This is a genomic window from Kitasatospora sp. NPDC097605 (assembly GCF_040302725.1).
Lineage (GTDB): Bacteria > Actinomycetota > Actinomycetes > Streptomycetales > Streptomycetaceae > Kitasatospora.
Map to the genome: position 1 here is coordinate 110627 of NZ_JBEOSF010000018.1, position 12835 is coordinate 123461.

The following is a 12835-nucleotide window of genomic DNA, read 5'->3' on the forward strand; positions in this document are numbered from 1 at the left end:
CCGCCGTGGCACGCCGCAAGGCAGCACGGGCCGCAGGCCCCTCGGACGAGTCCCTGCGCATCGCGCGGACGATCACCTACTACCAGACGTGCCTGGACGCCGCCGTGCCGCACGAAACGGCCCGGGAGCTGTGGGCCCACGACATGACCCGTCCCTTCAAGGCCGGGGTGCACGTCTCCACCGCGATGGCCCGCGCCCTGGAGCTGCGCGCCCGCCAGGAGGCAGCCCAGCCGTAGGAGGTGGCCGTCCTGACCATCACCTACGAGCCGGTTCGCACCATCGCGGACACCGTCCCGCACCCGCACCGCACCCTCGCGGGTGAGCTGCTGCGCTGGAGCGCCTACGCGTTCCGGCCGGACTGGAAGTACACCCCCGAGCAGTGCAGAATCCTCGCCCGCTGGTACGAGCTGCGCGACGACGCCGTTCCCGAGGACCCCAACGACCCCGAGACCTGGGGCAGGGCCTTCAGGTGGGAGTCCGGCACCCTGCGCCGCCTCAAGGGCTGGGGCAAGGACCCGAAGATGGCGAGCGTCTGCGCGATGGAGTTCGTCGGCCCGTGCCGCCTGGTCGGCTTCCGCGCCGACGGCTCGCCGATCGGCGGACCGCCCCAAGAGGCGTGGGTGCAGATCTTCGCCACGGCGGCCGGCCAGAACGTCAACACCATGTCCGCGTTCTCCACCATCTTCAGCCAGGCGGCCATCGACCGGTACCAGATCAAGTTGGGCCAGGAGGTCTGCTACGCGATCCAGGCCGACACCGACGGCCGGCAGTGCCGACTGGAGGCGAAGGCCAGTTCCTTCCGCGCTGCGGAGGGCGGGCGCCCATCGTTTTCCCTGCTCAACGAGACGTGGCACTGGGTCCAGGCCACGGGAGGCCCCCGCCTGGCAGCCACAATTCGCCCCAACAGCACCAAAGTTGGCGGCCGGACGATGGAGATCACCAACGCCCCGGTCATCGGCGAGGAGTCGGTGGCCGAAGGCACCTGGTACGCCTTCCAGAAGCAGCGCGACGGGATCAATAGGGACGCGGGTATCTACTACGACTCGGTGGAAGCCCCTCCCGGGGTCGACCTCGCCGACGAGGACCAGCTGCGCGCCGCGATCCTGTGCGCCCGGGGCGACTCGGTGTGGATCAACCCCGGCCGGGTGATGAAAGACATCTGGTCCGCGTCCACCACCGAGGACGAGTCCCGCCGCAAGTACCTCAACCAGCTCTCCAGCCACGATGACGCCCTGGTCGACCGCGACACCTGGGACCTGGCCACGGTCGAGGCCGCGGACGGCATCCGCCCCGGCGAGCGCATCGTGCTCGCCTTCGACGGCGGCAAGACTGACGACTCAACTGGCCTTCTCGCCATGCGAGTTCGGGACAAGATGGTCCAGAAACTCGCGCTGTGGGAGAAGCCCGACGGCCCGGCCGGCAAGGGCTGGGAGGTCGACGGCACCGAGGTCAACGACATGGTGGCCCACGTCTTCAAGCGGTACACCGTCGTCGGCTTCTTCGCCGACGTCGCCGGGTGGGAGTCCTACGTCGCCGACTGGTCGGAGAAGTACGGCAAGCACCTGCTGATCAAGGCGTCCGGGAAGTCGACGGTCGGCTTCGACATGCGCGCCAACCAGCGCGAGATCACCACCGAGCACATGGCGATGGTCGGGGCGATCGAGACGGTGGCCCTGCCGCACGTGCGCGACTACTCCCTGACCCGCCACGCCCTCAACGCCCGCAAGAGGCCCAACCAGTACGGCATCGGCTTCGGCAAGGAGTCGCGCGAGTCGAAGCTGAAGGTCGACTTGTACGCATGCATGGTGATCGCCTGGATCGCCCACCGCCGCCTCACCGAGAGCGGCAAGCTCAAGCCCCAGAAGGCCCCCGGCCAGCTACAGACCCGAGGAGGGTTCTGATGTCCCTCCCCGTCGTCGTCAAGCGTGCCCGGCACGCGAAGGACCTGATCGACCGCGACTTCGACCGGCTCAACCTGGTCGACCGCTACGCCCAGGGCGCCCACCGCGCGCCGTGGATGCCGAGCAAGGCCAACGCCGAGTTCAAGGACTTGGTCAAGCGGAGCATCGTGAACGTCTCCGCTTTGGCGGTGGAGGCCCCGCTGAACGCCCTGCGCGTCTCCGGCTTCCGCAGGCCGGGCTCGGGTGAGAACGCCTACGAGTGGCGGTACTGGCAGAAGAACCGGCTGGACGAGCGGCAGAACGCCGTCCACCGGGCCGCGCTCACCTCCGGGGCCGCGTACGCCGTGGTCACCCCGGACCCGCGCAAGGGCCGCAAGGAACCGCAGATCCGTGCCTACGACGCGATCAGCACGGTGGCTGTCTACGCCGACCCGGCATGGGACGAGTTCCCGGTGTACGCGCTGCACGTGCCCGAGCAACAGCCGGACGAGGACCGCACGCTGGGCTTCCTGTGGGACGACGTCGCCCGCTACACCGTCGACCTGGACGCCGAACCGGGCTCCGCGGTGCTCACCTCCGAACCGCATGGCATGGGCGTGTGCCCGGTCGTGCGGTTCTCCCCGGCCGTGGACCTGCGGGGCCGCACCCGGGGCCTGGTCGAGCCGCTGATCACTTCGCAGGACCGCCTCAACCAGCAGACGCTTTCGCTGCTGCTCAATGAGCACTGGGGCGCGCACGCGATCCGCTTCGCCACCGGCCTCGCGCCGGCCGAGCGGCTGGACCCCGAGACCGGTGACCCGATCCGCGACCCGGAGACGGGCGAGCCGGTGTACGACGTCCCCTCGCTGGACCCGTCCACCCTGCTGATGGCGCCCAACTCGGACGCCCGGTTCGGGCAGCTCCCCGCGATGCCGACCGGCGATCTGCTGGCCTCCCGCCGCCAGAGCATCGAAGAGATCATGGGCATGGGCGACGTGCCGCCGCACTACCTCGCCGGGTCGAACCTGGTGAACCTCTCCGCCGATGCCCTCGCGGCGGCCGAGACCTCGTTCAAGAGGTTCCTGAGCACGCTCCAGGACTCGCTGGGCGAGTCGTGGGAGTCGGTGTTCCGGCTGTGCGCGCTGGTGGCCGGCCGGGGCGAGATCGACCAGGACGAGAGCCAGGTCGAGTGGGCCGAGAAGGCAACCCGCAGCCTCGCCCAGGCCGCCGACGCGATGGTCAAGCTGATGCAGGCCGGCGTGCCGCTCGGCGTCGCGCTGCGCAAGATCCCCGGCTTCAGTCAGGCCGACATTGACGAGGCGGTGAAGGCCGCCGAGGAGGCCGCCCGCAAGGCGGAGCAGGCCGAGGCCGAGGCCCTGAAGCAGCAGAAGGAGGCGGCGAACCGTGGCGTGGACTCCGAGAACCGCCGAGATCCTGCGGGCGGTGGCCGCGTACCAGCTCGCGCAGGAAGCGCTGGCCGCTGAGTTCTCCGGCCGCTGGGCCGAGGCCCTGGCCGCCGTCGAGGCCCGCCAGATCGCCGGTTCGCTGACCGAGCTGGAGGCCGCCTACGTCGCGGCGATCCGCGAATCCGCGGCGGCCTCCTACGCGCTGTCCATCGCCTTCTACCGGCTGGTTCGCGCGCTGGAGACCGGCCGCGTGGTCGGCGGCCCCGGCTACCGCCCGGGTGCCTCGCTCGGCTCCCTGTGGGTCGACTTCAACCGTGCCACGGGCAAGCGGACCGGCTCCGGACCGTCAACGCCTCTGCCCGTGGACACCCGAAACCCCTTCCCCGCCGCCGACCCGGCGCGCGAGGCCCGCAGGGCTGCGGAAGCGTTCCGCCACCAGGTCGCCGACCGGGTGGAGCGCCACGAGCGCGAGCGCCCGGCCCGTGAGGGCTCGGCCGCGCTGGACGACCCGGAGCTGGTGGCCTGGGAGCGCGAGTTCCTGGAGTCGCTGAAGACCGGCGGCAGCGGGGCGGGCGGGATGCTTGTCCAGGACGGCGGCAGGGACGCGGTCCACATCGCCCTTCAGGACGACCCCGGGGCGATCGGCTACTACCGCAAGACCGACGACTCGCCCTGCTACTTCTGCGCGCTGATGGCCGGCCGAGGCGCGGTCTACAAGTCCAAGCGCACCGCCGCGTTCGGCGCACACCCGCACTGCCACTGCCAGGCCGTCCCGATCTTCTCCCGCCGCTACCAACTCCCCGCCGAGAACGACAAGTTCACCCGGATGTGGCGCGACTTCGGGGGCGGATCGCTGGCCGACTGGCGCACCTACTACCGCACGACCACGAAGACCTAGGAGAGAGCTTGACCGAGCAGACCCCGACGCCGTCCGAGGCGGTCCCCGGCGGCGTGGTGAACCCGGCCACCCCGCCCGCGCCCGAGCAACCCGAGGAACTGACCGACAGTCAGGAAAACTCGAGCGAGGCGACCGGCGAGCAGGCCCCGGCCCCGACGCCGACCGAGCCGGACTACAAGGCGCTGTACGAGAAGATGCAGGCCGACCTGGACGCCACCCGCGAGCGCTCCACCGAGGCCGGCGTCGAGGCGGACGAGCTGCGAGCGCAGGTCGCCCAGCTCCAGGAGCAGGCCCTTCGGGACCGGATCGCCGCCGAGTACGCCCTGCCGCCGGTCCTGGCCGCCCTGGTCCAGGGCGGTGACGAGGACACCGTCCGCAAGCACGCCGAGGCCCTGGCCGCCGTCGCCGCCCCCAAGCCGCTGCTGGGCGCGGGCGGTCTGACCCCGCACTCCGAGCCCGACCCGTACAAGGGCCTCGCCGAGAAGCTGCGCCAGCGCCGCTACGGCATCTGAAGAAACGTTTCACCTAGGCCGCCCTGCCCCCGGGGCGGCTTTCCGCTACCCCGAGGAACAGCGCCATCAGCACCAATCCCGCACGTGCCAACGCCTTCCAGAACCCGGACAAGTTGGTCCAGCAGGCCGTCGCCAACCTGAAGGACTCCGTGGTCCTGGCGTCGATGTTCGACCGCCGCGCCGCGTCCGAGTTCGTCAACGCCACCGGCCAGGTCATCAACATCCGCCGCCCCGCCCGCCTGAAGGGCGCGGAGGAGGCCATCGACGCCAAGCGCAAGTTCAACGACACCTCCACCTGGATTCAGTCGGAGAACCTGAACGAGGGCCTGCTGACCGTCAAGCTCGACACCCACGCGTACTCCGCGGTGGACCTGAGCGACGCCGAACTCTCGCTCGACCTCCTGAGCTTCGGCGAGCAGGTCATGGTGCCGCAGGTCGACTCCATCACCGAGCGCCTGGAGAACAAGGTCGCCAGCGCCATGACCGAGTTCCCCGAGGTCGCCACCACCGCGAAGATCCCGGTCGACCTCACCAAGGCCACGAGCGACGAGGCAGCTGGCCAGATGATCCGCAAGGCCCTCGCCCGCCTGCGCGTCCAGCTCAACAAGGAGAACGTCCCCGCCGAGGGCCGCACCGTCGTGCTCGGCTCCGAGGCCGCGTTCTACCTGCTGAACTCCCCGAACGTCCTCTCCGCGTCCGAGCACGCCGACGGCGGCGCGGCCCTGAAGGAGAGCACCCTCGGGCGCATCCACGGCTTCAAGGTCGTGGAGACCACCAACGGCGTGCTCAACCCGCTGGCCGTATACGCCTTCCACCGCAGCGCGATCCAGCTCGTCTCCGGCGCACCGTCGGTCCCGGAGTCGGCGAAGGGCGGCCGGCAGTCCGCCGACGGCTTCGCACTGCGCTGGATCAAGGACTACAACAGCGGTGCCGCGATGGAGCGCTCGTTCCTCTCCTCCTACTGGGGCGCCAGCCTGGTCACCGACCTGAAGAAGGGCGAGACCGACTGGTCCAAGCCCGCCAACCTGGTCAAGGTGCGCGGCGTGAAGGTCACCTTCACCGGCGAGCCGAAGCCCGCCACCCCGGCCGCGTGAGCACCGCCGGGCTGACGGTCGCCGCGCTGTTCGCCCGGCTCGGCAAGCCCGCCCCCGAGCCCGCTACGCCGGACTGGGAGCGGGCCTCCGCAGCGATCGAGGACGCGTTCTGGGTGATCGCCGCCCAGGGGCACCGGGCCTGGTCGCCCGAGCGGCACCCCCCGGTGATCCGCTCCCTGGCCCTGGCCGTGGCGGACCGCCGCTTCCGCAACCCCGAGGGGTACGTGCAGGAGCAGGCCGGAGAGGTGAGCTACCGCATGTCGGACGGCTCCCCGGTCGGCCTGGCCCTCACCCGGGGCGAGGTCGCCCTGATCGAGCGAGTGGCCGGCCGCTCCGGGCTGCGCTCGGTGCAGGGCCGCCGCGAGGTCGCCTCGCGCGGACTGCGCACCGGCTACCCCTTCCCCGACCCGGTGGACTCCCGGGGGCCGGTGTGAGCCTGCTGGAACGCGGCCGGACCCGGGTGACCGTCCACACCGTCCGGTACGTCGATGACGGCTACGGCGACCGTCGGCCGGCACCCGGGCCGAGCACCACCTACTCGGCGTGGGTCGCCCCCGTCGGTGACGCCGCCGGGTGGCGGGCCCCGGTCGGGGCTCAGGTCGGCTGGTCGCCCCCGGTCCGCCGCAAGATCGTCTTCCCGCCCGACGTCGTGATCGACAAGTGGTCGTCGCTGGAGTTCGATGATGACGGAGACCCCGGTATCCACTGGGCCGTGGTCGACGCACCCCGCTCCCACCACGGCGCTTCCGACCGGATGCGCTTCGTCACCGTGATCGTGGAAGGCGGTGGCCAGAGTGCCTGAACTCCGCCCCGACCTGGACGCGGTGATTGCCGGGCTCCCCGGCGTGATGGGCGCCCTGAAGCTCGAAGCCGAGGAGCGCGCTGCCAGGGTCGTGGCCAAGGCCAGCCTGCACATCGACACCGGAGAGTTCATCGCCGGGATCAAGGTGAAGCGGCACGCCAAGGGCTACGCGATCGTCAACGAGGACCCGCTCGCCGCCCACAAGAACTGGGGCGGCTGGAACGAGCGCGCCGGGCGGCCGGTGGACGGCATCCATGCGATGGAGGCCGCCCTGTGGTGACCCGCGAGCCGTACCTGATGCCCGACTCCGAGCGGATCGTGCTGGAGGCGCTTCGCACCGTCCTGCCGGAGCACCGCTGCGCGGTCTACCTGCCCACCGACTGGCAGCTCGCGCTGCGCAAGACCGGCGGGCTGGTCATCACCCGGAAGGTCGGCGGGGTGATGAAGGACAAGTGCTACGTGGACGAGGGCATGTTCGTCGTCCAGACCTACGCCACCAGCCGCGCCGACGCCTCCCTGCTCGCCCGCCGTGCCCGCGCCGGTCTAGTCCGCCTGGCCTTCGAGCAGTGGGGCAACGCCGACGGCTATCTCAGCCGGTTCCGCGAGGCCACGGGCCCGTTCGCCACCACGGACCCGATGACCGAGGCCCAGACCGAGTTTTTCCGGTTCTCGGGCAACTACATGATCACTACACGGCCCCGCTAGCGCGGCCGGAAAGGAGTCAGCTTGGCTGACGACCCCTCGGTCCTGGTACCGGGCACCGGATACATCTACGTCGCCCCGCCCGGCACCGCGCTGCCGGACCTGAAGGCCGGGTTCGACCCGAAGGACGCGACCAAGTGGGGCCCGGCCGGGCTGAATTGGAAGTCCATCGGGAACACCTCGCTGGACAACGGCATCGAGATGTCGGTCGACGGGGACGAGCCCGAGGTGCTGGGCAGTTGGCAGAACAAGAGCCTGCGCACCACCGACCCGAGCAAGACGTACGCCGTGACCATCAACCTCAGCGACTTCACCGCGGAGTCCTACAAGCTGTACTACGGCACCGACAAGGGCCTGGACAGCAAGGGCCTGTTCTCCATCCCCACCAGCCCCACCGCGCAGAACCGCGCGCTGATGATCGCCGCCGTGGACGGCACCAAGGCCGTGGTCTGGCACTACCCGAAGACGTCGATCATCGGCGCGGACTCCGTGACCATGGACCCCGCCGCACTCGGCGAAATGCCGGTGAAGGCCACCGTCGTGGCCCTCAACCAGTCGACCCCACTCGGCACCGTGACACCGGTCTTCGACCTGGCCGCCGGCCTCCAGACCCCGGCCGCCTGAGTCGCGTGCTCCCGGGTGAACCTATAGCGGGAGGGGTTCAATGGTGAAGATGTCGCTGGCTTCCGGAGGGAGATAAGACACCGACGGGCGCCTGCGCACGACACCCTGCTTTCCGGTGTCCAGAACAACCCACTTCCCGTCCTCCTTGTCCCGAATGCGGTAGGCGTTCTTCTCGCCGTCTACAGCTTCCAGCCGGAAGGCGACGCCCGTGCCGTCGGCCCTCGCAACCACCTCATCGCTGTTCTCACGGCCGACTTCCGCCGCATAACCCTGGTTTGCCAGAATATAGTAAGACTCCAACGCCCTATCGGGCACTGCGATCCAGAGCCCATCCTTCTGGTCGATCTTATTATTAATAGGCAGATAAAGCCCGGATTCATCAGTTCTCATGCCGATGTAATCATCGCCATTCTTGATGAAGAAGCCGTTCCTGAGCTCCTTGATCATTTTTGCCACCTTTCCAAGGTTTACTCCGTTTCGTCTGGGAGTTTACGCAGGGGCTTGCCTGGCGCACTTCGGAGCGGTACATGATCACTCGGACGAGTGACTTACCTTGTCGATCGGAGGTTGGGCACTTCTGCGCCTCCCTTCCCCAAATGCACCAACCAGCAAGGAGATTTGAACTGAGCACCACCCTGAACTTCGCCGACCTCGCCGCTGAGGCCGAACGCAACCACACCGGCAAGGGCCTGAAGTTCGTCGCCAAAAACGGCAAGAAGGTCCGGCTGCGCCGAATCGAGGCCCTGCCCGGCGGCGACCTGAAGTCCGCGCTCGCGCTGCTGGACCTCGTGCAGTCGAAGAAGGTCAGCAACGAACGTCGCATCGAGGCGATGACCGGCCTGCTGATCGCGGTCGCCTCCGACAAGAAGGCGATGCGCGAGAGCGTGGACGCCCTGCCGCTGGAGCAGACCATGACCGTGGTCGAGCGGTGGATGGAGCAGGCCGCGCCGGGGGAAGCCGCAGCCTGATCAGGCTGCTGGACGAGCACGGCGCGCAGATCACCGCCGACCTGCGCCGCTACTGCGGGGTGGACGTCCTGGACTGGGTCCGGGGCCGGCACTCCGCCCGCTACGTCCTCGCCCTGATCGGGACGCTCCCCGACGACTCCGCCACAGTGGCCGCCCTGCGTGGTGGCCGTGAGGCGCTGGGCTGGTCGGCCGGGACGTACGTTCTGGCGGACCTGGTGGACGCCGTCCAGGCGCTCACCCACGTCCAGGTCGCCAAGGCGTCGAAGAACCCCCGCTCCGTCGCCGCGCCGAAGCCGTACCCGCGCCCGTACGCCAAGCGCACCGGCCGGCCGACCGGCACCAACCCCTTCGCCGCCGCCCTCCAGCGCGAGGTCGGAGAGGGCGGGGGCCCGGCCGTCACCGAGACGTCAGCCCCCCTTGCAGAAACGTTCCGCCTACCGGCGGCCGTCCTCGCGCGCTCCGACGCGCAGATGCGGCCCGCACCGGTCCGACTCACGTAGGAGGTGAGCCTGTGGCCGGTCCCGGCGGCAAGGAAGCCGGGCGCGTGCACGTGCGCGTGCTGCCCGACACCTCGGACTTCCGCCAGCGCCTCAAGCAGTACTTGGAGATGCTGGAGAAGTACACCAAGCTCTCCGTCAAGCTCGACCTTGACACCACCGGGGTCTCCGCCCGGCTGCGGGAGCTGACCCAGGACCGCACCACCCGGGTCAACGTCGTCGCCGACACAGGCGAGGCCGCTGCCCGGATCGCCGCGCTCACCCGCGAGCGAACGGTCCGCATCCGGGCCGACGTCGATGCCGACACCGGCCCGGCCGAGGCCCGGGTCCGGGCGTTCACCGGCCGCCGCTGGCGGCTGGGGATCAATGTCCACCTGGCCCGGGGCGGCTTCGACCGGGTCAAGGCTGGCCTTCGGTCGATCGGTTCGGGGGCCGCGGACGTCGCCCGCAACTTCGGCCGGCTGTTCACGCTCTCGATCGAGCAGACGGCCTCCGCTCTCCAGGGCATCGGCTCGGGCATCAGCTCGGCCGCCCAGGGGGCGCTGGGCATGGCGGGCGGCTTCGCCCAGGCCGGTGCCGCAGCGCTGCCGCTGCTGGTCGCGGTCACCGCCATCGCCTCGTGGGTGACGGTGGTCGCCTCCGGGCTGGTCGCCGTCATCGCCCTGGCGGCGCTGCCGGTCCTGCCGATCGGCCTCGCGGCCATCGCTGCGGCGGGCGACATGAAGGCCCTCGGCAAGAAGGCCGAGGAGGCGATGCAGGCCGCCAGCGAGGCGCTGAAGCCTGCAACTGCCGCCATCCGCAACGAGTTTGGCGGCGCGGTCCGCGACGTCACGGCCTGGTTCAAGCAGGCCGAGCCCGTGATCAAGGGCTTCTTCGACGCCGGGGCACAGTTCGTACGCCCCATGGTGAAGTCGATCACCGACTTCACGGACGTCCTGTTCCCGAAGCTCACGGCGGCGATGACCTCGCCGGGGATGCGGGCGTTCACCGAGCAACTGCCGGTGGCGCTCGTCGCCATCGGAGCCGCCTTCGGCGACTTCTTCCTCACCCTGTCCAACGGGGGCGACCGGCTCAAGCTGATCTTGCTCCCGCTGGTCGGCGTCCTGGACGCCGTCCTCCAGGGGATGGCCTCCCTGGCGGTCCAGTTCTCACCCGAGATCGCCGCGTCGATCTCGTGGTTCGCGGACACCCTGCGCCAGTTCTTCGGCGTCTTCAAGGACAACGCGCAGGCCACGGCGATGCTGATGCGCACCGTCGACCTCGGGCTGCGCGCCCTGGTCCTCATGTTCGGCGTCACGATGGCCGGCTGGGACATGCTGGCCTCCGGAGCCGTCGCCGCCTGGCACGCCGTCCAGGCTGCCTGGGACGGACTGACGTCCGCCACCTCGTCGGCCTGGTCGTCCGTGAAGTCGTGGACGTCCGAGACCTGGGCGTCCGTGCGCTCGTGGGTCTCGGACTCGGCCTCGTCGGTCGGCTCGGCCGTCTCGTCCGCCTGGCGAAACGTTTCTTCGTGGACGTCGTCCACCTGGGGGTCGGTGACCGCCTGGACCTCCTCGTCCTGGTCGTCGGTGACCTCGTCCGTCTCGTCGGCGGTCTCGTCCACCGGCTCGGCCGTCGCCGCAGGCTGGCGGAACGTCCAGTCCTGGACCTCGTCGGCGTGGAACTCCTGTACCAGCGCGGTCAGTTCGGCCTGGTCCGACATGACCGGGGCCGTCTCGAACGGCGTCGGCAACGTCGTCTCGTACGTCGCCAGCCTGCCGGGCAAGATCCTCTCGGCGATCGGCGACCTGGGCTCGCTGCTCTACGACAAGGGCAAGTCGGCGATCCAGGGCCTGGTCAACGGCATGAAGTCGATCTCTGTTGGCGGCGTCGTCTCCAGCATCGTCGGCTCGCTCAACCCGTTCAAGGCGTCCGCGCCCGCCCCGCAGGCCGCCGCCCCGCGCTCGCTGATGGCCGCGCCGATGGCGCTGGCCGCCGTGCCGGTGGCCGCGTACGCGAGCCCGCTGGAACAGGCCCTTCGCCCGGTCGCCTCCGGGCTGCGCTCGCTGGACAGCTACGGCTACGGCCAGCGCGCCGCCGCCGCTCTGCGCCACCCCGACACCGCTTCCAAGGGTGCCGGCCGGGAGCGCTACGGCACGGCCATCACCGTCAACGCCCGCACCAACGCGGACCCCCATGAGATCGGCAAGGCCATCGCGTGGGAGCTCAAGACCTCCGGGAGGTAACTGCTTGGGGGCTCTCTCCCCGCCCTTCGTCAGCGACGTCACCGCCCACACCGCCCGCGTCTTCTACACGAAGACGACGGGCGCGTGGACGGACGTCGAAACCACCAACACCTCTACAGGCAAGGCGCATTACGACGCCGAAGACCCCGACTGGCCGGGCACCGCGCTGGTCGGCTCCGGCGGCCCGCTGGGCGACGACCCGCCGCTGGAACCGGACACCGAGTACCGGGTCCGCTACCACTCCACCGGGCCGGGCCTGGACGCCTGGTCGGAGCCGGTCACCTTCCGCACCCTGCCCGACCTGCCGCCCCCGGCCATGCCGGACGCGGGCCCCCAGCCCAGCGCCCGCAACCCCTACACCGGTCAGCCCTGGACGGCGCGGTGGGGCGGGCTGCTGCTCGGTGAGGACTCCTCCGTCGTCCTGGAGGAAGTGGCCGGCCTGCTCGACGGGCCGGACGTCCGCAGCTCGGACACCGAGCTGCTTCAGCGCGACGGCCTCACCCCGGGCACCGACTACATGGGCGCCCGCACCGTCACCCTGACGATGCTCGCCCTGGACGACCACGAACTCCCGGACCTGCTGGCCGCGTTCGCGCAGGGCGGTGCGGAGCGGCCGTTCGAGTTCGCGTTCCCCGGGGTGGCCGGCGGCCGGTCCCGGATCATGGCCCGGGTCCGCAAGCGCGCCGTGACCATCGACCGCGACTTCCACGCCGGGCGTCGCCGCGTCACCGTCGAGCTGCTGGCCACCGACCCCCGCCTGTACAGCGCCGACGAGGCGCGGGCGAAGGTCGCGGTGGCCGTGCCCCGGGGCGGGCGGCCGATCTTCCCGCTCGTCTTCCCCTTCGACATGGGCGATGGGCCCGCCAGCCGCGCGACCCCGGACATCACGAACACCGGCTCGGTGGACACCTGGCCAGTCATCCGGCTCACCCCGGCCACCGGCGAGATCCGCGACCCGTCGCTGACCCTCGTCCACGGTGGCGACCGCAAGCGCTTCAGCACCCGCGGCCTGCGGGTCGGCCGTGGTGACGCCCTGGTGATCGACATGGCCCGCCGCCGGATCACCCTCAACGGCGCGTCCCGGTTCGGGCAGGTCGATCCGGGCTCGGCCTGGTTCGCGCTGCCGCCCGGCGGCAGCACCGTGCAACTCGACGTATTGGAAGGCCCCGACGGGGTCACGGCGGACGTCTCTTGGCGCTCCGCCTGGATGTAAGGACCCCCTCTCTC

Annotated in this window: 16 protein-coding genes; 15 read left to right on the forward strand and 1 reads right to left on the reverse strand. The window is 70.4% G+C overall.

Annotation, left to right across the window (positions count from 1 at the left end):
• Positions 1-5 precede the first annotated feature (5 nt).
• From ABTX81_RS21505 to ABTX81_RS21555, 11 genes are all read left to right on the forward strand, one after another.
• Positions 6-236 carry a hypothetical protein gene (locus ABTX81_RS21505; protein WP_350548065.1) on the forward strand — a complete coding sequence of 77 codons (231 nt, stop codon included), beginning with the start codon at positions 6-8 and terminating at the stop codon, positions 234-236.
• 3 nt (positions 237-239) lie between these two features.
• A complete protein-coding gene (locus ABTX81_RS21510; RefSeq protein WP_350548067.1) occupies positions 240-1901 on the forward strand; it encodes a terminase in 1662 nt (553 codons plus the stop codon).
• Positions 1901-3364 (forward strand): phage portal protein, encoded by a 1464-nt coding sequence (locus ABTX81_RS21515; protein WP_350548069.1) that lies wholly within the window; start codon positions 1901-1903, stop codon positions 3362-3364. Before ABTX81_RS21510 ends, ABTX81_RS21515 begins: the two co-directional genes overlap by 1 nt.
• Positions 3324-4184: a VG15 protein gene (locus ABTX81_RS21520; RefSeq protein ID WP_350548071.1), complete on the forward strand. Its 861-nt coding sequence runs from the start codon at positions 3324-3326 to the stop codon at positions 4182-4184. The genes ABTX81_RS21515 and ABTX81_RS21520 overlap by 41 nt, the downstream gene beginning before the upstream one ends.
• A gap of 8 nt (positions 4185-4192) precedes the next feature.
• On the forward strand, positions 4193-4696 hold the full coding sequence (locus tag ABTX81_RS21525) for a hypothetical protein (RefSeq protein ID WP_350548073.1): 504 nt from the start codon (positions 4193-4195) through the stop codon (positions 4694-4696).
• A 113-nt stretch (positions 4697-4809) separates the two neighbouring features.
• Positions 4810-5790: a major capsid protein gene (locus tag ABTX81_RS21530; protein ID WP_350548075.1), complete on the forward strand. Its 981-nt coding sequence runs from the start codon at positions 4810-4812 to the stop codon at positions 5788-5790.
• Complete coding sequence (locus ABTX81_RS21535; RefSeq protein ID WP_350548076.1) at positions 5787-6224, forward strand: hypothetical protein; 438 nt, start codon at positions 5787-5789, stop codon at positions 6222-6224. Before ABTX81_RS21530 ends, ABTX81_RS21535 begins: the two co-directional genes overlap by 4 nt.
• Complete coding sequence (locus tag ABTX81_RS21540; protein ID WP_350548077.1) at positions 6221-6592, forward strand: hypothetical protein; 372 nt, start codon at positions 6221-6223, stop codon at positions 6590-6592. Before ABTX81_RS21535 ends, ABTX81_RS21540 begins: the two co-directional genes overlap by 4 nt.
• Entirely contained in the window at positions 6585-6872 is a 288-nt protein-coding gene (locus ABTX81_RS21545; RefSeq protein ID WP_350548078.1) for a DUF5403 family protein, read from the forward strand. Before ABTX81_RS21540 ends, ABTX81_RS21545 begins: the two co-directional genes overlap by 8 nt.
• Positions 6869-7297 carry a phage tail termination protein gene (locus ABTX81_RS21550; RefSeq protein WP_350548080.1) on the forward strand — a complete coding sequence of 143 codons (429 nt, stop codon included), beginning with the start codon at positions 6869-6871 and terminating at the stop codon, positions 7295-7297. The genes ABTX81_RS21545 and ABTX81_RS21550 overlap by 4 nt, the downstream gene beginning before the upstream one ends.
• Positions 7298-7318: 21 nt before the next feature.
• Positions 7319-7918 (forward strand): phage tail tube protein, encoded by a 600-nt coding sequence (locus ABTX81_RS21555; protein ID WP_350548082.1) that lies wholly within the window; start codon positions 7319-7321, stop codon positions 7916-7918.
• A gap of 21 nt (positions 7919-7939) precedes the next feature.
• Here the strand turns inward: ABTX81_RS21555 and ABTX81_RS21560 are convergent, their stop codons facing one another.
• Positions 7940-8365, reverse strand: coding sequence for a ricin-type beta-trefoil lectin domain protein (locus ABTX81_RS21560; RefSeq protein WP_350548084.1), 426 nt, complete (start codon positions 8363-8365; stop codon positions 7940-7942).
• Between the two features lie 149 nt (positions 8366-8514).
• Between ABTX81_RS21560 and ABTX81_RS21565 the strand changes: the two genes are divergently transcribed.
• Genes ABTX81_RS21565 through ABTX81_RS21580 form a run of 4 tightly spaced genes read left to right on the forward strand, consistent with a single transcriptional unit; the run spans position 8515 to position 12821 of the window.
• The gene (locus ABTX81_RS21565; RefSeq protein WP_350548086.1) at positions 8515-8886 is read left to right on the forward strand and encodes a hypothetical protein; all 372 of its coding nucleotides are present in this window, start codon (positions 8515-8517) and stop codon (positions 8884-8886) included.
• Entirely contained in the window at positions 8847-9386 is a 540-nt protein-coding gene (locus ABTX81_RS21570; protein ID WP_350548088.1) for a hypothetical protein, read from the forward strand. The genes ABTX81_RS21565 and ABTX81_RS21570 overlap by 40 nt, the downstream gene beginning before the upstream one ends.
• Positions 9387-9430: 44 nt before the next feature.
• The gene (locus tag ABTX81_RS21575) at positions 9431-11608 is read left to right on the forward strand and encodes a hypothetical protein (protein WP_350548090.1); all 2178 of its coding nucleotides are present in this window, start codon (positions 9431-9433) and stop codon (positions 11606-11608) included.
• A gap of 4 nt (positions 11609-11612) precedes the next feature.
• Positions 11613-12821 carry a phage distal tail protein gene (locus tag ABTX81_RS21580; RefSeq protein WP_350548092.1) on the forward strand — a complete coding sequence of 403 codons (1209 nt, stop codon included), beginning with the start codon at positions 11613-11615 and terminating at the stop codon, positions 12819-12821.
• Positions 12822-12835: the final 14 nt, after the last annotated feature.

Bases quoted from the DNA above. Each gene is read 5' to 3' on its own strand.
- ABTX81_RS21565 (WP_350548086.1), top strand. From the start codon at position 8,515: ATGCACCAACCAGCAAGGAGATTTGAACTGAGCACCACCCTGAACTTC.
- ABTX81_RS21560 (WP_350548084.1), bottom strand. From the start codon at position 8,365: ATGATCAAGGAGCTCAGGAACGGCTTCTTCATCAAGAATGGCGATGAT.
- ABTX81_RS21515 (WP_350548069.1), top strand. From the start codon at position 1,901: ATGTCCCTCCCCGTCGTCGTCAAGCGTGCCCGGCACGCGAAGGACCTG.